11 protein-coding genes are annotated in these 19,913 nt (G+C 55.7%); 1 reads left to right on the top strand and 10 read right to left on the bottom strand.

What is annotated here, in order from left to right:
• Positions 1-232: 232 nt before the first annotated feature.
• The 9 genes from FHT67_RS08165 to FHT67_RS08125 all read right to left on the bottom strand — a co-directional run bounded on the left by FHT67_RS08165 (position 233) and on the right by FHT67_RS08125 (position 12,957).
• The gene (locus FHT67_RS08165; RefSeq protein ID WP_132306759.1) at positions 233-1,339 is read right to left on the bottom strand and encodes a rhamnogalacturonan acetylesterase; all 1,107 of its coding nucleotides are present in this window, start codon (positions 1,337-1,339) and stop codon (positions 233-235) included.
• A gap of 16 nt (positions 1,340-1,355) precedes the next feature.
• A complete protein-coding gene (locus tag FHT67_RS08160) occupies positions 1,356-2,621 on the bottom strand; it encodes an FG-GAP-like repeat-containing protein (protein ID WP_167197311.1) in 1,266 nt (421 codons plus the stop codon).
• Positions 2,622-2,678: 57 nt separating this feature from the next.
• Positions 2,679-3,473, bottom strand: a complete 795-nt coding sequence (locus FHT67_RS08155) for a polysaccharide deacetylase family protein (protein WP_167197307.1) — start codon at positions 3,471-3,473, stop codon at positions 2,679-2,681.
• A gap of 35 nt (positions 3,474-3,508) precedes the next feature.
• Positions 3,509-4,210: a YesU family protein gene (locus FHT67_RS08150; RefSeq protein WP_208403190.1), complete on the bottom strand. Its 702-nt coding sequence runs from the start codon at positions 4,208-4,210 to the stop codon at positions 3,509-3,511.
• 2 nt (positions 4,211-4,212) lie between these two features.
• On the bottom strand, positions 4,213-6,804 hold the full coding sequence (locus FHT67_RS08145; protein WP_167197304.1) for an exo-rhamnogalacturonan lyase family protein: 2,592 nt from the start codon (positions 6,802-6,804) through the stop codon (positions 4,213-4,215).
• A 130-nt stretch (positions 6,805-6,934) separates the two neighbouring features.
• Positions 6,935-9,196, bottom strand: coding sequence for a helix-turn-helix domain-containing protein (locus tag FHT67_RS08140; RefSeq protein ID WP_347880082.1), 2,262 nt, complete (start codon positions 9,194-9,196; stop codon positions 6,935-6,937).
• A gap of 243 nt (positions 9,197-9,439) precedes the next feature.
• Positions 9,440-11,023, bottom strand: a complete 1,584-nt coding sequence (locus FHT67_RS08135; protein WP_132306769.1) for an extracellular solute-binding protein — start codon at positions 11,021-11,023, stop codon at positions 9,440-9,442.
• A gap of 50 nt (positions 11,024-11,073) precedes the next feature.
• Positions 11,074-11,958, bottom strand: coding sequence for a carbohydrate ABC transporter permease (locus FHT67_RS08130; RefSeq protein ID WP_167197299.1), 885 nt, complete (start codon positions 11,956-11,958; stop codon positions 11,074-11,076).
• A 27-nt stretch (positions 11,959-11,985) separates the two neighbouring features.
• Entirely contained in the window at positions 11,986-12,957 is a 972-nt protein-coding gene (locus tag FHT67_RS08125) for an ABC transporter permease (RefSeq protein ID WP_481856062.1), read from the bottom strand.
• A 250-nt stretch (positions 12,958-13,207) separates the two neighbouring features.
• Here FHT67_RS08125 and FHT67_RS08120 point away from each other — a divergent pair, with 250 nt between their 5' ends.
• Entirely contained in the window at positions 13,208-15,193 is a 1,986-nt protein-coding gene (locus tag FHT67_RS08120; protein ID WP_167197296.1) for a beta-galactosidase, read from the top strand.
• 64 nt (positions 15,194-15,257) lie between these two features.
• Here the strand turns inward: FHT67_RS08120 and FHT67_RS08115 are convergent, their stop codons facing one another.
• Positions 15,258-19,913 carry a X2-like carbohydrate binding domain-containing protein gene (locus tag FHT67_RS08115; protein ID WP_243867037.1) on the bottom strand — a complete coding sequence of 1,552 codons (4,656 nt, stop codon included), beginning with the start codon at positions 19,911-19,913 and terminating at the stop codon, positions 15,258-15,260.

Here is a 19,913-nt window from a genome sequence, read left to right as displayed (position 1 = left end):
GGCGAGCTCCCCCCCTTGTTCCGGAAACCGGTTTCATGAAACCCGTTTCATGTTAAGCGTAAAAATATGAAATCCAGCGGGACTTCTCTAAACAAAAAATAAGAAAGCGGTTTCATTGGACTCATTGTACTGTTTTGTCCATCAATTGGCAACCCACTTTCTTCTTAATCCCATCCTGGTTTAAGCGATATTTTTGTCAAAACCTGTTGAATTTCGAAAATTTCAAATCCTGTTACCGCAAATACAGCATAAGCGGCTGCAGCTTCAGCGCCTTTAACTCCTCGTAGACCAGTCTCGCGATCTCAATCCCGCCTAGCTGCTGGAAATGCGTATTATCCTCGGTACCATCCGGGAAGTTCATGAATTCCCCCGGGGCCAGCCACATGAACAGCTTCTTGGTTTCTTCCGGACCCAACGCTTCGAACAAGGCTTTGCTTGCCTTCGCCAAATCGATTAACGGTACTTCCTCTTCCGCCGCCAGCTCCCTTGCCGCCGTCAAATAATCCCCGTGAGTATCCCGCAGCGTTCCGTCCTCTTCATAGAAACGGCGCTGCACGGAGGTGACCAGAACCGGGATCGCCTTCCGCTCCCTCGCTCCGTCAATATAGATTTTCAGAGTCTGCTTGTAGGTGGTGAAAGGCTCCGTATGACGCTCTTCGTCAAACTTCTGATCGTTATGGCCGAACTGGATAAAGAGATAATCGTAAGGCTTTATGCGGCTCCAGATTTCATCCAGCACGCCTTCGCTGATGAAGCTTTTGGAGCTGCGGCCGGATAAGGCGTAGTTCGCTACGGCTGCGTCCTGCTTGACGAACATCGGCAGCATCTGCCCCCAGCCCGCATACGGATAACCGTCATCCGGCTGGTCCGTTACCGTTGAGTCTCCGGCCAAGAAAATCGTACAGGCTTGCGGTGCCGGCTCTACCTCCATCGCGTTAATGCGAGGAGCAAGCCCCGAGAACGTGAGCTTCAGCTGCCCGCCGCTTACCCATACCGAAAAGCCGATGCGGGAGAAGCTGCCTGGAGCCGTCCGCTGTTTATGCACTATCAGGCGCCCCTGACCGGCCTTGATCGTCGTTTCGGTCTCGGCAATTTCATCGCCCAGCAGGACAGAGACGCGGTAGATGCCATCCTCCACATCGAGCAGGAAAGCCGTATCAAGCGGGATGCAGAAATCTCTGCGAAGGGCCCCCGGTTCTCCGCGGTCCCTCGCATTGATGCGGTCCGTCCGGGTAAAGCCGTACCCCGTAAAGGAATCATAGACGGATTGCGGCGTAATCTTCGTATAGCCCTCGGCAGGGACGCCGGTGCCGAAATCAAATCGGTAGTTTCGCGTCATTTCTTCTCTAGCTCCTCTACTTCATTTCTCCGCCCGGATACAAGGTTGAGCTGGACAGCCGTTTAGGCTGCGGCAGCGGAGAACCGGTTACGCATTCGCTAAGCTTCGCATGCTTGCTGGAATAGATGGAAGCCGTATCGTTGGAATAGATAATGACCTGCTCCGTACCGCTTCCCCATAGATCCGCGTGGACGGCATACCCTTCCGAAGGAAACTCTACTACCGTATTCATAGAACCGTCGTACAGACCGGGATATACGCCGCCGCGCCGGTAAGCCAATATGTAGTCCGGCGCATCCTCGGCCCACCCTCTTAGCGGTTCGATAATGGTCAGCCAGCCCGGCGTTTTCCGGTCTTCCTTCCAGAGCTCCTTGCCCTCGCTGTCGAGCAGGAATAAAGCATCCTTGCCGATCAGGCCTTTGCCGTCATCCTCCCGGACAAGCCGATCGAGCCCGGCAATCTGCAGGCCCGGAAGATCGGTCCGGAACCGGCCCAGCGCGATATGCTGCGATTCAACGGACCCTTCGTAACGCCACAGCTCCCTGCCATGCCGGTCGTACATAACCGTTACGCTCCCGCCGATAACCAGCTCGGGCTCCCCGTCTCCGTTCACGTCGCCTACCCAGATGCAGTCGGCATGATCGTCCAGATCATGACAGCTCCACAGCAGCTTCCCGTCATGATCAAGCAGGTCGTAACCGGCCATGACTTCATCCCTTCCGTCGCCATCCAGATCGTAAACCCACGGGAAGTGACCCGGATTTCCCTGATGCGTCCATAACAGCTTAAACTCCCGGTCCAGCGCCCACAGCCGGTGATAACGGTCCTTCAGGATAAGATCCCCCGCATGCGCGGCACCGCTCAGGTTTGCGACGATAATGCAGTCATGGGCATGCGGATCCGGCAGTTCGCGGGTCGATCGGACCGAGCCGTCATGCCCATTAAGAATATGGAGCCGATCCTCCATCACGCAAATCACTTCAAGCCTGCCATCCCCGTCGATATCCGCAATCTGCGCCGGATAATCCGAGCCTTGCCGGCCCGCTCCCGGATCGGGCCTGCCGGTCTGCCACAGCAGATTGCCCTCGAGATCATAGGCGGTCAGGCATTGCACCTGATGGGGAATGTAACGGACATCCTGCCGGTTGTCCGGCTGCACCAGCAGCAGCTCCATCCGGCCGTCGCCGTTCAGGTCGCCGAGCAGCACCTTGCAGTTAGGCCCGGCTGCCTGCAGATTTACGGTTCCTAGCAGAAAAGGCTCCTTAGTAGTTACGGATGACATCCTTTTCCCTCCCAACAAGATAAAATAGATTACCTATCGCTAACTCTCTAACTCTAACTACAACGTAATCTGCTGGCCGCCCTTTACTTCCACCGTTTCCCCGTCAACCTTCAGCCATACGCCGATGGCGGACGGATTGTACACAAAGCTGAGGTTTGCCGCAAACTTCAATGCTTCGAAGGCTTTCGCATAGTCCACAAGCTCCATATTCGTGCAATACCAGATCTCCGGATTGCCGCCGATGCATTGCCCGAACTGCTCCATCAGCTCCCAATTGTTATCGTTGTCAAACTCGTAGCTATGGCCCCATACGTACATCAGGTACAAATATTGCGACTTGCGAAGTCCGGCGAACTCCTCCGCATGCTTCATCAAATCCCGGTTATGATGGCAGGTCGGCTGCCATTCAAGCCAGTCGTCCGGCATGCCGTACTGTCCCGTGCTGGGAACAACGCGCGCGTACTCGATGCCAAGACCGGGCAGCAGCTCCTTGACTCTTTTGTTATACGAACCGTTAGGATAAGACATGCCGCGGACCGTGCAGCCAACTATACGCTCCAGATTGCGCCGGTCCTCCATGACCTCGTATACGATCTGCTCATTCGGGCAACGTGCAATCGTGGGATGAGTCAGCGTATGGGCGGACACTTCATGGCCGGCATACAGCTTCTTGACCTCGTCCTCTCCGATCCGGTCTTTCGTGCCAAGCAGACCCGAATTGAGATGGAACGTCCCCTTCAGCCCGTAACGGTTAAAAATTTCGACCAGACGCCGGTCGGCTAACCTGCCGTCATCGTAGCTGAGCGTTAACGCCTTATGCCGGCCTTCCGGGAAACACATTGCAATCGCCATTTCTTTAACCTCTCGTTTCTGGTGCAGGCATTCCCTTACGGGGCAAACACCTGCAAATTTCCGTATTCCGCGATCAGCGGGGCCATCTGGCGGAAGCCCAGCTTGCCCTTCCCCAGCAGCGGCCCCCAAGTGGAGCCGTCATCCTTCCAACTAAACAACAATAGATCATTGACGGCAAATTGCACATATGGCCCCTGCTTCAGCAGCTGCATCCGGTAAGGCCCTTGCGCGTCCGCCGCATCCGGGATCGGATCAGCTCCTTGTGCCACAAGGTGAAAGCCGTAGCTCTTCCGCAAGTTGCAGGTATGGAACCGTCTCTCCTCCGCGTGGCGCCTGCGGAAATAGGATACGTGGAACGCGTTGATGTCGCTATGATGATATTGGTCGTAAATCCCGCTGCGGCTCGCCAGCCCGGAATCAAACAAATCCTGTCCTTCTATTCCCGCTGCGCAGAAAAATAGAATCGCCAATCCCGGCTCGCGGACCGGCCAGAAATCCCAAGTAACAACGAGATCCGGAGGGAATTGCTCCGGGCACCAGAATACGAGATTGGCTGCCTGCCCCTCTACGGGGTCCCGCGTGCTTTCAAGGCGCATGCGCCCCATCGGAAAGGTGACGGAGGCATCCCCTTCCATCCGGAAATCCGATACGTCCTCAGCCGAACAGAGCGGGTTATTGTAAACCATCCTCCATCCGGCCGGAATCAGCATGCTTCTTGCCGTCGTTGTTGTGGTCATCGTCAAATCAACTCCTGTAAAGGCTGCTCCCGAAGCTTCGGCAGATGGTCTGCGACCAGCTCCAAGGCGATAATCGTATTCAGCGACCATTGGGCTGCTTCATTCGTATTTATCCAGTCGATCTCCTGCAGCACGTCGATGTGTGCAACCGTTGACGCCTCGTCCTGAAGATTCACGGCCGCAAACGGATTGCCCAGCAGAATGTCCCAGCATTGCCGGGCCGTTGCTTCATCCTTCATGTAAAAAGCGCCATAAGCAACGATTGCCGCGCTGAGCACCGGATGCTCGAAACGCGTTGTGCGGATATGACCCTTCGTGAGCTTATCCTTCTCTTCCTGCGTCTTGTTGTAATAGACCCCAAACTCCGCCAGCATCTCCTCCCATTCCGGATCCTTCAGCATGCCGGCCAGCTCGAACCATACCTGCGGTCCGCCCATGCAAATCGCCAGATGCCTGCCCCAGTTATCGTCGCCCATCGGCGTGAGGATACCCGTCTTTGGATCATAGCCGTAGGTCGGACCGGAAATTAGCCTGTAATTGGCTCCTTTAATACTGTTAATGCCAACCCGAATTTTGTCCCGGTATGCCGTGCTCTCGTAACGTTCCCACTGCGTCATCCAGTTCGAACTGAAGGCGGCCCAGTCCGGGCCAACCCTGACATGGGTCGGATGCTCGTCTTTCGGGAAATAATAGCGCATCGGGTCAAGATTAACGGTCGTAAAGTCCGAGTCCTTCGTTTCGTTCATCATATCCCCGATCCGCTCATCCGCCGTCAGATAATAAAAGTAACGGTGAAGGCCGGCCATGCCGATCCGTGCTTCCTTGCATCCGCAGCCCCAATGAACCACGTTATGCCGCGAACCAAGTCCGGCATATTCGCCGAAATGGTACACGTCTACCTCGCTTGTATGCCGGGTCATCGCTTCCGCCATCCGGAAGATGTCTTCCCTGCCCGACCGCAGGAACATGATCCATAGCCACATGTTCGGCGCAAGCTCCGTGTTCTGCCAGGCGCAGCCGCCCAAATCATAGTTCCAGACATGCCGGACGGGATCGTAGCTGTGCATGAAATCGCCGTAGTCCCACAATCCGTACCATTTGCGCTGCTCCACTTCCTTCTTGTAAAAAGCAATAATGCCGTCCAGCCGTTCTTCAAGCTGCCGCTTCTCCTCGGTGGAACGATCCGGCAGGCTCCAAATCCCGAAAGCTCCGGCTTCATGGTAATAGGACGGCTCGCATACGAGCAGGGACGGACTGTCCGTTTCCTGCCGCATCAGCTCCAGCTGCTCCGGTCCTGGCGTTTCTTCCGTGCACCAAAGCGTCAGTTCATTCGTGTTGGCGATGCCGTATGGGGTTGCGCGCAGCTCCTCCGCCCCTTCATAGGACGATTCGACATGGGTTTTCGTATCGTAATGCCTCAGGTCCATCGGTTCGCCCTCCGGCGTCCATAACCATGCGGTAAGCGAAGCCTCGTCACCGGAAGCTCCATGAATCTCAAAGCCCGAAGGGTGCTTCCTCCAGAAATGCCGCAGCCCGCAGGCAAGTCCGCCGCCTTCGCCGCCGGCATAAGCGAGCCCTCCCGCCCGGTAACCGTCCGTCGCCTTTACCCAGCTGCAGCCATCGCCGGTTCTTTTCCAAATCCGGTAATGCTCGGACGATTGCTGCATAAGCTTGAAACCGTCCCATGTCGCCGAATCTTCCAGCAAGCCAAGGAAATACGCGTCATCCGAGGGGTCAAAGCCAACTTTTCCGCCAGCGGTCTGCTGTTCGAACAGCTCGCGGTATTTCCCTTTTGTCCTGCGGGTATGGAGCGTCTTCGGCGATTCCGCGAACAGCCCGCTATCCCCCGAGAAACGGATGTGACGGTTATAATGCTCGCCGCGCATCGGTATGGCAAAACGGATTCCCAATCCCTTAATAAAATCCTCGTTCGGATTGCCGTCGTAAAAAAACGTATGCACAATCCGGATCGTCTCTAGACCGGCATACAGATAGAGCCTCATGGAAAAAGGAAGCCATTCCCGCGAACCGGCTGCCGCGCGGTGCCTGCCGTCGATTTTCACCACCGCGCGAACGGGACCCTCCTGCTCAATAGTTAACCGGTGCACCCGGCTTTCAAACGGCTCCTGCCGGATCGTCCTGCTGCCGGATACCTCGCTGCCGGTCTCCCTTATACATACAAGCACACCGCCGCTGCACACCTCCACCCCGTTCCGGGTAATGCCGCGCAGCCAATTGCTGCCCCTCTTGCCAAGCGTGCATACGATAACGCCGGTATCCAGCTGAACCGCATCGCTCGTCTCCGTCACCTTAACCTTGAAAGGGACATTCGCTGCTTCCCCTCTCGTCAAGATGTACCCCTTCGCCCCGTTATCCGTGCTTACCGCCGCGTGAGCGGACCATTTCACGCTTCCGTCCGGCCAATAGGCGGTCGCCCAATGCTGCATCGGGACGGGTTCGCCCAAGCTCGTTGTCAAGCGCAAAGCTTCGTCTCTCCCCAGCTCGCCTTCCTTCCACGGAATTCCCCAAGTCATCCCGGCCGGCCATGCATGCTGCCGAGGGGACAAGCTGCGCAATTGAATCGTACTCGCCATTTACCCTCATCTCCTTCGTCGTTTGGCCCCATTGTAGAAGCTTCCCGGTTAACGCTCAATGAGACAATATTGCGGAAGGGCCAAAAAACGGCTTGCACATTATTGCGGCGTTTGCACGATCTTGATTGCGTTACAGGTGCTGGCTCTGCTCCCGGTAGCTGGTTGGCGTCATGCCCTCCAGCTTTTTGAAAATCCGGTTGAAATAGCTGTGCTGGTAACCGACCTGCTCGGCTACGTCGTTGATTTTCAATTCCGATTCTCTTAACAGCTCTTTGGCTCTCTCGATCCTAAGCTCGGTCAGATAGTCGATGAAGTTTTTACCGGTGACCACTTTAAACGACTTGCTCAGGTAAAACGGATTGGTGCCGATATGCTCCGCGCAGTTATCCAGCGAAATATCCTGCCTGTAATGCTGCTGCATATAGATCATCGCCGCCTCGATCAGCCGTTTAACCTCGGAGCCCGCCCGGCAGGACAGCTCCTTCTGGTAAGGCGCCAGCACCTTATCCCTGAACCAGGCCAGCATCCGCTTCGGCTCCCGGATTTGGGACAGCTGCTCGTACAGATTAACGCCCTTGAACAGCCTGTTCGGATTAACCCCGGATACCATGATGACATGCTGGATATTGCCAAGCAGATGAAGCATTCCCTGCTGCACGTCGATTTCCTTCGCCCCGGCGCAGGATAACGCGTCAACAAACGCCCCCAGCAGCTCGCCCGCCTCTTCTTCCTTGCCGGTACGGAGAGCCTGAACAAGCTCCCGCTCCAAGGTAAAAGGATACTGCGGCTCCGCCCAGGCCTCGCCGCCTAGCACGCCCTGCTCCATATCGATAATCTGGTTGGCATTGTCGCAATTGCGGTAGCTGACCGCCTGCTTGACCCGCTCGAACTCGTTAGGCAGATCGGAGATAAAAGCAGTCTGGCGGCTGACGGCAAGGGTCACCCTCATCCGCAGAATCCGGTTCACCGAGGTCGTCAGCTCCTCGCTGAAGGCTTCAACCGCCTGCTTATACGGGCTGCCTTCCGGTATAAACAGCATAATCCCGGCCGTCAAATCATGAAAATTCAGCGTGTCGCTTTGCTCGAAATGCTTGGAAGCCAGCTCTTTCATCATATTCACCGCCGCGAACGTAACGAGCCCTTCGTCGCCGCTGCGGAATGTTTCGTCCATATTGGCGATACCGTTCAGCTGAATAAACAAGACGGCAAAATGGCGGCCGTGCACCTCCCATTTGAACTTTTCCATGCGGCGCAGCAAATCCTCTTCCGAATAAGCATACAAATACCCCTGAAGCAGCTGATGCAGAAAGCTTTCCTTCACGTGCGGAAGCTGCTCCGCCAGCTTCGAATTCAGTTCGAGCCGCTCCTTGTGAAGGTGCTGATATTGCTGCTCGATAAGCGCAAACTCGTCCTGCTTCCCCGTCCAGCCCGCCCCGCCCGAATAACCGCCAAGCAGATTCGCAAGCCGCTTCACCGGCGAATAGATCCGATGGGAGGCAAGCCAGGATAGCAAGGCTGCCAGCAGCAGGGCGATCAGACTTACCGTAATGACAAGCTTGGAGATGAACATCACCGGCGCTATGATGCTGTTGATCGGAGATGCCGAGACGTACAGCCACTCATCGGAAATTCGCGACAGGCTGCCGTAGGACACCGTGTAGGTCGAACCTTTCCAATCGAAGAAAAACGAGCCTTTCCCCGCATGCAAGCCGTTGATCTTCTCGCGAAGAGCCTGAACGAAATCCGAGTTGGAAGCGCTTCCGTTCGCGGATACAAAAAGGTCGCCCGATTTTTGCTGCAGAAAAGCTTCTCCTTCGTAATAAGGGGTCATCGTTTGCAGCAGACTGGCAATCTTCTCGCCGTCGAACCGGAAGACCAGCACGCCAAACGGATTGGGACTGCCTCCGGGAATATGGTGGACCAGCGTCAAATCCTTTTGCTCCGGATGGTTGGAGTCAAACGCCCACTGGGTCCAATAGGTCAGGTTTTTACCGTGTATCAGCTTGCCGTAAATGCTTAAATCCTGCTGATCCTGCAGCGGCGTATATTCGGGATTAAACAACACCCGGCTCTTCCCGCCAACGTAAAGCTCGGCTTTCTTGACCAAAGCGTTCGAGCCCTGCATGGCGATCAGCGTCTTTGTGATATCGTCGGTTCGTTTGAAATCGCGGACAAAATCAAGTCCGTTTAAGCTGTAGTCGAATTTGTTGTCGAATGCCCAGTGGGAAAGCAGAAGCTCCAGGTTGCTTAACTGATCGTCCATTTGCTCGGAGCGTTGTTCAATCTGCTGGTAATGAAGCTGCAGAAGCTCGCTTTCCACGCGGCCGCCGGCCATCCAATAGATAAGTCCTCCGATAATAAGTCCGGGAATGCCGGAGACGATGAAAATCATAATTAAGCTTTTTCTAAAAAAGCGTCCTTTGCCGGAATCCGTGCGGCTCCGCCAAATTTTCTTTCCATGGAGCATCCTATTCCCCCGTTCCTTTCGGTTATAAATTCGACCTTATAATAGATTCCAATAAAAGGGAAGCATGAAAATCAGACTATTTTGTGCGAAAATCAGTGTTTTTCCGGTCATGCCAAAGCACCCATCCTCCCGAAGGAATTGTTGATGGGTGCGAAAGACCTGTTTATTTTATTTCGCGGATGCTGCGTACAGCTCGTTCATTTCTTTCACCAGATCGTCGCCGCCGGATTTTTTCCACGTCTCAAAGGCAGCCATCAGACCCGCTTCGTCGGTCTGCCCGACGATAAACTTGATGCGCGCATCGTTGATGATGTTGTCCAGCTGCTGGCCTTTCTGCGAATACACGTCGGAGATAAACGGCTCAGCCGGATTGGCCACGATATATTGCTCGGCTTCCTTCTGAATGTTCGTCGTTTGCTGGCGCAGCGGCGTCTGCTTCACCTTCAGGCCGCGGTCTTCCGGGATAAACGGCAGCATCTGGTTGAGGCCTTCCACTTCGGATTCCAGCAGCGCGGCATCCTTGCTCGGCACAAGCGCTTCTCCGTCCAGCGTGTAGTGCTTGCCCTCGATTCCGTAGCCCGCAAGCGTCGTCAGCTCCGGCTCGTTCATTTGATCCAGGAACTTAAGCACGCGCTTCAGCTCTTCCTCGGTCTTGACCGTTGTCTTCGGAATCGCGAGCAGCCCCGCAAAGCCGGACGTCGGAAGCGCCTTTAACTGCCCGTCGGCCCCCGTTACGCCAATCATGTTGGACATATACTGCGCGTTCGGGTCGTCCTTGCCGTCCTTGGCAAGCGCCGCATGGATTTTATCCTCGATCCGGTTCGCGGTATCCGTAACGTCTACGATAACGCCAGCCTGACCGTTTACTACCGGATCCACCCATTTCGCCGAATCGAATACCGCAAAATCCTGGTTGATCAGCTTCTCGTCATACAGCTTTTTCATGAATTTGAGAGCTTCCAGATATTCCGGCGTTTGATGCTCCGGCACGAGCTTGCCGTCCACGACTCCCCATTTGTTCGGAGCGCCGAACCATAGCTTAATCGTGTCAAAAGCGCTTGCCCAACCGCCGGTCCATTTCACCAGCACCATGCCGTACGTATCGTTCTTGCCGTTCTTGTCCGGATCCTTCTCCTTGAACGCCTTCAGCATGTTATAGAAGTCGTCGATCGTCTTGGGCTGCTCCAGGCCAACCGCGTCCAGCCAGTCCTTCCGGTAAACAATCCCGTTACGGCCCAAGGCACGGCCGCGGTAAATCCCGTAGTTTTTCCCGTCGATCGAGGAGTTGTTCATAATCACCTCGTTCGCCTGGCTTAGGTTAGGATAATCCTTCAGGTATGGGCCCACCTCCCAGAACGCGCCGGAGCGGACGGCATTCACGAAGCTTGGATCCTTCGAGCCCGGCACATAAATGATTTCGGGGAGCTTGGTTGAGGCCAGCGTGATGTTGAATTTATCGCCGTAAGAGGCGTTAGGCACCCATTCCAGGTGAATGTTCGTATTAGTCAGCTTCTCGATTTCGCTGACAACCGGTCCGTCATCCTTCGGAAAGTTCGTCTTGAAGATCGGCAGCATGATGCTGATGTCCAGCGGCTTTTCGGCAGCCGCCCCGGTAGCGGCGGTTGCCGTCGCATTCGCCGATTCTTCCGGCTTGGAGGTCTCCTCCTTGTTGCCGCTGCAGCCCGCCAGCGCTGTCATAGCCAATGTTCCGAGCGCTGCCGTCGCTACCCATTTTTGCGTCTTTTTGTTCATCTTAACCAACGCCTCCCTTTAATCTTAAAATTGTTGTATCGCAATCCGTATTACCCCTTGACCGAACCGATCAGGACCCCTTTGGCGAAATGCTTCTGAAGGAACGGATAGACGAGCAGAATCGGAATGGTGCCGATAACGATAACGGCCATCTTGATCGACTGATCCGGCGGCGCCACAAAGTTCGGATCCATGGAATTGATGTCGCCGGCGGCCGTCTGCGAGAGCAGCACGATTTGCCTGAGCATTACCTGCAGCGGCCATTTCTGCGGATCGTTAATGTACAGCAGGGCGGAATAGAAATTGTTCCAATGCCCTACCGCATAAAACAGCGTAAAGGTCGCAAGCACCGGCATCGAGAGCGGAAGGACGATTTTCCATAGCAAGCCCAGCTCGGTACAGCCGTCAATCTTGGCCGCTTCCTCCAGCTCGGCGGGAAGCTCCTGAAAGAAATTTTTCACGATAATCAGGTTAAACGCGCTGATCGCGCCCGGCAGCATCAAGGCCCAAAACGAGTCGAGCAGATGAAGATCGCGGACAACGAGGTAGGTCGGAATAAGTCCTCCGCCGAACAGCATCGAGAATACGATCAGGTTAAGCACCGTGTTTCGGCCCATCAGACTGCGCTTGGACAAGGCGTAAGCCATCGTTACCGTAAAGAACAGATTCACCGCCGTGCCCACAACCGTTACGTAGAGAGACACCTTAATGCTTTGCAGAATCGTATCGGTCGAGAAAATAAACTGGTAAGCCGCGGTGGTGAACGTCTTCGGAATCAGGAATACGGCTCTCTTCGTTAATTCCGCATCCGATGCGAAGGATCCCGCTATGATGTAGATAAAAGGCAGCACGGCCAGCAGGCTGATGGCGCTTAGCAGGATCACGTTCGTAATATCGAAGGCGGTCCCGGACGCGCTTCTGTATTGTTTTGCCATGCGTGATTCCCTCCTCCTTCAAGTCTCTTAATAGATACCGGATTGCCCAAACCGTTTGGCCAGCCAATTCGCTCCGAGCACAAGCGTGACGCCAACAACCGCCTTGAACAAGCCAACCGCCGTACTATAGCTGAACGCCCCTTGCGTGATCCCCATCATATAGACATAGGTATCGAACACCTCGGCAGACTCCCGGTTCAGCGGGTTCAGCATCAGGAAGATCTGCTCGAAGCCATTGTCGAGCACGTCGCCCATCCGAAGAATCAACAAAATAATAATCGTGCTCCGGATGGACGGAAGCGTGATATGCCATAATTGCCTCCACCGGTTTGCCCCGTCCGTAATCGCCGCTTCGTACTGCTCGACGTCTACCCCTGCAAGCGCTGCCAGAAATATGATCGTGCCGAAGCCGGTTTCCTTCCAGACGGTCTGCATGATAATCATCGGCCGGAACCATTCCGGACTGGCAAGGAAATCGATCTTGGCCCCCGTGTATTTGAACAGGAATTCGTTAATCACGCCGCCTTCGGTCGTCAGGAAGACGTACGTTAAGCTGGCTACGATGACAAGCGAGATAAAATGCGGAATGTAGATCAACGTCTGCACGATTCTTTTGAAGAACGCCAGCCTCAGCTCGTTTAATAGAAGGGCTAATATAATAGGTGCCGGAAAGTAAAACACCAGGTTGTATAAGGAGAGTACTAAAGTGTTTCGCAGCAGCATGAAAAATTCGGGATTGGTGAAGAACACCCGGAAATGCTCCAGTCCCACCCAATCGCTCTTCCAGAAGCCAAGGAAGGGCTGATAGTTTTTGAACGCCAGAAGCACGCCCCACATGGGTACGTATTTGAAAATAATGAAGTATAGCAAGCCTGGAGTTAAAAGCAAGTACAGCCACTTGTCTTTCTTGAGTCTCGCCAGCACGTTGGATCTTGTTCTGTTATGGCTTGCCGTCGCCTGCATCAGTTCTGCTTGGCCGGGAGCAGCCGCCTGCTTCATTTAGGGTCACCTCCAAGTTTTGGTTGCGTCGCATGACCTAATTATTAAGCCTCCCCCGCCTTTCCGCCAATCGGACATTTTTGAGAAAGCCCTTTCAAACCCTGGATACGGGCGTAAATCAAGATAATGCAAACCCGTCAAAATAGTAGAAGGTCCCGGTAAACCTGACAAAATTGTACGATTGTCCCCCCCCCTCTTCGAGCGCCTATAGTAAAACTGCGTGTTATTCCAGTCGAGCAGAGGTGGGCTTATGGGAAAGAAGCTGTATCATGGGGCAGCCTGGTATCCGGAGCTGTGGAATGAGGAGGTTCTGGCAGAGGATTTGAAACGGATGAAGGAAGCCGGCATTAACGTGGCACGGATCGGGGAGTTCGCCTGGTCGGGAATGGAGCCGCATGAGGGCAAGATCGATATGAGCTTTTTCGAGCGTATCGTAAAGCGGTTGCATGAGAACGGGATCGATACCGTCATGTGCACGCCTACGGCGACACCGCCAATCTGGTTCAGCCACGGACATCCCGAACGGATGTATGTCGATGCGAACGGTCAGACGATGGGACATGGCTCAAGGCAGCATGCCTGCACGAATCATCCCTTTTTCAGGGAAAAGGCAGCGATTATTACCGAAAATATTGCGCGGGCAATAGGACGGCTCCCGGGTCTCATCGGCTGGCAGCTGGACAATGAATTCAAGGCCCACGTGTCGGAATGCATGTGCCGTACCTGTCTATCGGAATGGCATAAGTGGCTGGAACGGCGTTACGGGACGATTGAGAGACTTAACGATGCCTGGGGAACCCGGATTTGGAGTGAATATTATCACCGGTTCGACCAGGTGCCGCAGCCCGGTCCCGCTCCCTTCCTGCATAATTCTTCGCTGAAGACCATGTACCGGCTGTTCTCGATGGAGGCAATCGCCGAATTCGCCGATGAACAGGCGGCGATTATCCGCCGATATTCCGATGCACCGATTACCCATAACAGCAGCATGGCGTTTAGCGTCGATAATGAACGGCTCTTCCGCGGGCTTGATTTCGCTTCCTTTGATACGTACGCCACAACCGATCATGTTCCGGCGTTTCTTATTAATAACGATTTGTTCCGCTGCTTCAAGCGCGGCCGTGATTATTGGATTATGGAGACCAGCCCGTCCTTTGCAGCTTCATTAGAAAGCTACGCGAAGCCGCATCCGGACGGCTATCTTCGCGCGGAAGCCGTTGCCGCGTACGCTCTTGGCGCCGAAGCGTTCTGCTATTGGCTTCGGCGGCAGCAGCGGGCGGGCTGCGAGCAGCCGCATGGCTCGGTCTTAAGCGCATGGTGCAAACCGGCAATTGGGTATAACCAGGTGCTTGAGGTAGAGAAAGCCCGTAAGGAGTTGGAAAGAGTGATTTTGAGCACCCGTCCGGCGCAAGCGGAGGTTGCCCTTGCTTATTCGGACCGGGCGAAGGCATTTCTGAAGACGGAGCCTCACCGCAAGCTGAACCATCGGGGGTTAATCACGGACTTTTACACAAGGATTCTTAACGCCGGCATTCATAGGGATGTCGTACCGGAGGGTAATGAGCTGGACGGTTATAAGCTGCTCTTCACGCCATCCCTGCCTTACGTATCGCCGGACTATATGGACCGGGCATTGGAGCTGGTTGAGTATGGCGGCTTTTGGGTCATTGGCCCGTTGACGGGCGGGCGCACGGAGGAGCATACGATTCCGATAGACGCAGCTCTGGGCAGGCTGGAACGGCTGGCAGGCGTGGAAGTCGTCTATGCCTATCCGATGGATGGCAGCGGCACGGTTGGGCATGCGAAGGGCCATTCGGCTCCTCTTACGTTGTGGAGCAGTGTCTTTAAACCGGTAGACGCAGAGACGGTTGGAACGATGGAGGGCGGTTTAACGCCGGAGCTTGCGTGGATTACCGAGAAGACGCACGGCAAAGGAAAAATCGTCATGCTGGGCTCCTTGCCCGCCGGCGAGAACGGACAGCGCTTAATGGAAGCCCTTATCGCGCATTATGCGGATGAGGCGGGCGTAACGCTCCTCTCCGACGTGACGAAGGGTACTATCGTTGCCCCAAGACGCGGCGAAGGCTTTGAGATATGGATCATTGTGAATATGGATGGCGGCGGCGGGAGCGTAACGATTCCGCGTGCAGCGGTTGACGAGCTCACGCAGGAGCCGCTTGTTGAAGGCACCAGGCTGGAATTAGGCAGGTACGAATACCGGGTCATCCGGTTCTAACACGAAAAAGCATTGCCCTCCGTTAAACGGAGAGCGATGCTTCTTCTTTTGCTTTTAGGACTTATTATTGTATGGATGCCGCTTCAATATCGCCGGATGCCCAATAGCTTGCCGGAACGTCCTTCCAGGAGGAAGCTCCGCCGCTGGATGGGTTAATGCCCAGCGAGCGATTGATTACAACTACGGCTTCGGCGCGAGACAGCGTGCGATCCGGCCGGAATGTGCCATCGGCGTAACCTTTAATGTAACCGGCTCCTTCTGCGGCTTTCACCGCTTGCTCCGACCAGTGACCGGTCGTATCCGCGAAGCCTGCGCCTAATTTGGAGCCTCCGCCGGCCAGCCGCACGGCGAGCTGCGCCATCTCAGCGCGCGTAATCGCCTTCTCCGGTTTAAACGTACCGTCGGTATAACCGTTCATCAAACCGGCTGCCGTAGCTTTGCGGATCGCTTCCGCCGCCCAGTAGTCCTGCTTGACGTCGCTATAAACGCGGCCATCTTCTCCTGCCGTGGCGTCCTGTGCAATACGCGACAGGATGGTCGCCATCTCCGCGCGGGTAATCGCCTTTTCCGGCTTGAACAGATTGCCTTCGAAGCCATTCATGTACGCAGCCGGAGCGGATCCTGATGCATCACCCAGCTTCATAAGCGCAAATGTACTGAACTTCGAGTTCTTAAACTGGATCCCCTTGCCGCCGTCCATATCAATAACAGCGCCTTGCTTGTATTCCACTGTGCCGTCGCTATGCTCGATATAGACGCCGATATGCGATAGCGCTTCGGAGCTCCAATCTCCCGCAGGCAGCGGCAGCACAAGCGTAGTCTCTCCTGCCGGCAGGTTGGTATCAATGTTCGCCGGAATGCCAATCAGCGTAATCTTGCTGTCCTTGACGGCTTCGGATACAACCGTCGACAGATTGGCGCGGCGCTCGAGCTGCGATTTCTGCTCAGCAACTGGCGAAATGACGAAATGAACTTCCGTATTTATGTTTTTCAGTAAGGCGTTAGGCACATGGATCTTCGCGCCGGACACGTCAATATCCAGATCGAGCCCGCTTGCCGCGAGCTGCTTGACCGCTTCCGCATCCAGCTTCACGCCGGCCTCTGCCGCTTGACCCTTCGAATCCGGCACCACCAGCTTCAAGGCGCTTGCTCCCGATGCCTTGCGCGCGTCAATCCACGCTTTCGCTTCCGTGCCGGCCAGCGACAGTTCATCCCGCACCGTGCCGTCCGGCTGCGTCGTGCGAACAACCTTTGGCGCAGCAGGATCGACCGGCGGACTCGCGACACCTCCGCCTCCCGATACCGGCGGCACGCTTGCTTCCGCAGCGGTAAACCGGAGGGCGTCGGCAAGCATCAGTTCACCGGACTTTTTAACGACGCGGATCGTATGCGAACCCGGGGTCAATCCCGAGACGCTGTACAAGCTTACTTGCGAGTCGCGGCTGTCCGCATAAGCGTTAACCGTCGTCTTCAGCTCTCCGTCGATGTATACGTCCATCTCGCCTTGCTTTGGACCAACCGGCGACAGCAGCTCGATGCCGGTGCCTTTAAACGTATAGGTGTATGCAGCTCCTTCCGCCGCGGACGCATGCGCGTCGTCGCCGTAGTCGCCCCGGAAGCGGAGCGTCAGCTTCGTTGTGCCGTCCGGCTGAGCGGCCAGGTATTGCTGCTTGATCGTCAGAACATGATCCTCAATCGTATAATCGGTGCCGCGAACAAGCGCCGCTCCGCCGTTATAGACGCCGTTCAGGCTATCCGGGCTTGCGAGCAGATTCACGCTGACGTCAGCAGGCGCGTTCTTCGCAAAGTCCGTCGAGGAGACATCGATCAGGTCCGGCAGCTGTACGCGCAGCGCGTCGAGCAGCATGAATTTTCCTGATTTCTTCACGGCTTTGATCGTATGGAAGCCGTTCGTCAAGCCGCGTACCGTATACACCGTCCGCTGCGGCGCGTTGTGCGCACCCGCTTCGTACGTGCTTACATTGCCCTGGCTGACTCCGTCGATGAAGATTTCGACGTTGCCTTGACCCTCGTCTACTTCGGTAATATAGTCGATCCCCGTGCCTTGGAACGTATACGTAAAGAAGGAGTCGTTGTTCTCCGTCCACTGCACGTCATCCTTGTAATCGCCAAGGCCGCGGCCGCCGCTGCGGTTCCAGCTGCCCGTATAACGGATGCCCGGATCGTCGTTGTTTACGAAGTTGTAGCGGCCAGGAGAAGCCGAATTCAGAATCGTAAGCGCGAGCGTTCTCGGACTGCTGCCCGAGAATTCGAAAGACAAGCTCGCATTCCCGGCCGGCAGTGATGCCAAATAGGATTTGGCGATGCGGACAACGTTGCCGTCTATCGTATAATCCGTTCCTTCGGTCAAGGCATTGGCTCCGTTCTTGATGCCGGTCAGCTCGTTAGAGTCGCCAAGCGTCAGCGTAACCGCAAGGTCTGCCTGAGCGGCCGGACGTTTGTCGAAGGAAGCCGATACCGGACTGATCGAAGTGCCGCTAATGGCCACGGACAACGTCTGCGCTGCTCCTCCCGCGAATTTGAAGCTTAGAGCTGCCGATTGACCGGACGCCTGCTGCGCCAGATAAGACGACTTGATCGTCACGACGCCGTCAGATACCGTATAGTCTGTACCCGGCTGCAAGGATGCGGCGCCGTTGCTGATGCCCGTGAAGGAGCTGGCGCCGAGCTGCAGCGGAACCGTAATGTCGGCTTGCGCGTCCTTATTGAAGCTGCTGCCCGAAGGGGTGCCCAGCAGCGTGTCCGCCGTGACCTTCAAGGCGTCAACAAGGAAATAATATTGGCCGCCGGCATTCCTGACCGCCTTCAGCGTATGCGTGCCTTGCGGCAAATCCGCCACGCTGTACACGGAGTGCTGCCCGTTCGATTCGCTGCCGTATGAATCAACCGTCGACTTAAACTCTCCGTCGATATAGATATCAATCTTGCCGCTGCTTGTGCTTTGCTCCGATAGCAGCTCAATTCCTGTCCCCTCGAACGTGTACGTGAACTCCGGCTCCGAACCATCCGGCTCGCCGTAATGCACGTCGCCCATGTAATCGCCGAAGGACCGGCCGGTGCTGTGCCCCCATTTATTGGCGTACGTTATCGCCGGATCGTCATCGTTGATCGTAACCGTATAGGAGGAAGCCGCAGCGTCTCCCGAACCCGAGGAACCGGCACTGGAATCGCCGCCGGTGCCAGCGCCCGGATCACCGCCGGAGCTGCCGCCCGAACTCGAAGAATCCGTGACAACAACGGATAAGTCCTGGGCGTCGCGCACAAGCTCGTTGCCACCGTTGCGCGTCCACTCACCCGTATATTTCATCCCGGTATCGTCATCGTTGACGATCGAGGTACCGTTTTGCACCGTCACCTTAAACAGACGCGATGCGTGCGGCTCGAGGAATAGCGGATCAATGCCGGTCGCCGAGCTGCCCATTTCCTTATGGCTCCACAGGTCTCGGATCGAGCCGGAACCGTTTAGGCCGATATCGCTCCATTTCACGCCAACCCGCGCGCCTTTGCTGCCCAGATTGAAGAGCGCCACCGTATACGTGCCGTCGCCGTTGTTGGCGTACCAGGCTTGCTGATCGGTATCCATCGATACCGGATGAATCGGATGGCCCGCTTGATTGACGGCGATTACCTCATCGTTCGTATAGAGCGATAAACCGTAATCATCCAGATTGGTCAAGTCATCCCCGGTATAAAATTGCGCTGCCGAAGCAGCCCACAGCGTAGCCGCCGTCTGCCGTTCGTCCTTCGTCAAGCCCGACGTTTCGCCGTTGCCGACGTTCAGGGAGTCGAAGTCGTTCCAGCCTCCGGGACCTGCGTCGCGCCACCAAAGAGCCGCGCCCGGGAACAACCTGGCGATATTCGCCCATTGCGTCATGCCAATGTTCGGATCGTACGCCTCGACATCCCAGTCGATGCGCCAGCCGTTGGCGTATTTCTTCCAATAATCGACGTAGTTGTGATCAAGCGCCCAGCTCAGCTCCAGCCAGATGCCGTGCTTGCTTAACGCTTCGGACCACGCTTTCACGTCGCCGCGCGCATCGATGCTCTCGTCGTTATGGCCCGAGCCCGGCGTCACGCTGTCGAACTTGACGAAGTCGACGCCCCAAGACGCGATCAGATCGGCAACGGAGTCGACCCATTTTTGCGCGCATGGATTACTGAAATCGATCTTGTAGCCAAGATTCCAATAATCGCCGTATTTGAAAGGCCTCACGACGATGTCTCCGATTGTGCATTCCGGTGCTCCGTAGATCGGCAGGTCGCGTTCAACCGCGTCCGGCGATATGCCCGGAATCATATAGATACCGAGCTTTTGCCCGTTGGCATGCACATAGTCGACAAGGTTCTTGAAGCCGTTCGGATACTTCTCCGTGCTGGGAATCGGCCGGCCGTATTCGTCCATGCTGCCGTTCCAGCCCGCGTCGATATTAATGTATTCGTAGCCGTGTGCCTGAAGCTTCTCGTGCATCGTATCGGACATCAGCTTGATCTTGTCTTCCGAAATCCAGTTGCCCGACGGGCCGTCGTATACCTGCATGCTGTAGCTGCTCCAGCCCATGTAAGGCTTTTGCGCCAAGCCGTTGTCGGCTGCCTTCGCGACATTCGTCCCCGGAGGTATGAAGCCGATTTGCGCCAGGACGGCGATGATCAGCAGCATGCCCATCCACGTCCTGCTCCGGCGTTTTGCGTTAACGCTCAA

The organism is Paenibacillus sp. BK720 (assembly GCF_011761545.1).
Taxonomy (GTDB): Bacteria; Bacillota; Bacilli; order Paenibacillales; family Paenibacillaceae; genus Pristimantibacillus.
This window is presented reverse-complemented; position numbering and strand designations above follow the sequence as displayed.

Bases quoted from the DNA above. Each gene is read 5' to 3' on its own strand.
- FHT67_RS08165 (WP_132306759.1), bottom strand. From the start codon at position 1,339: ATGACGCGAAACTACCGATTTGATTTCGGCACCGGCGTCCCTGCCGAG.
- FHT67_RS08160 (WP_167197311.1), bottom strand. From the start codon at position 2,621: ATGTCATCCGTAACTACTAAGGAGCCTTTTCTGCTAGGAACCGTAAAT.
- FHT67_RS08155 (WP_167197307.1), bottom strand. From the start codon at position 3,473: ATGGCGATTGCAATGTGTTTCCCGGAAGGCCGGCATAAGGCGTTAACG.
- FHT67_RS08150 (WP_208403190.1), bottom strand. From the start codon at position 4,210: ATGACCACAACAACGACGGCAAGAAGCATGCTGATTCCGGCCGGATGG.
- FHT67_RS08145 (WP_167197304.1), bottom strand. From the start codon at position 6,804: ATGGCGAGTACGATTCAATTGCGCAGCTTGTCCCCTCGGCAGCATGCA.
- FHT67_RS08140 (WP_347880082.1), bottom strand. From the start codon at position 9,196: ATGATTTTCATCGTCTCCGGCATTCCCGGACTTATTATCGGAGGACTT.
- FHT67_RS08135 (WP_132306769.1), bottom strand. From the start codon at position 11,023: ATGAACAAAAAGACGCAAAAATGGGTAGCGACGGCAGCGCTCGGAACA.
- FHT67_RS08130 (WP_167197299.1), bottom strand. From the start codon at position 11,958: ATGGCAAAACAATACAGAAGCGCGTCCGGGACCGCCTTCGATATTACG.
- FHT67_RS08125 (WP_481856062.1), bottom strand. From the start codon at position 12,957: ATGAAGCAGGCGGCTGCTCCCGGCCAAGCAGAACTGATGCAGGCGACG.
- FHT67_RS08120 (WP_167197296.1), top strand. From the start codon at position 13,208: ATGGGAAAGAAGCTGTATCATGGGGCAGCCTGGTATCCGGAGCTGTGG.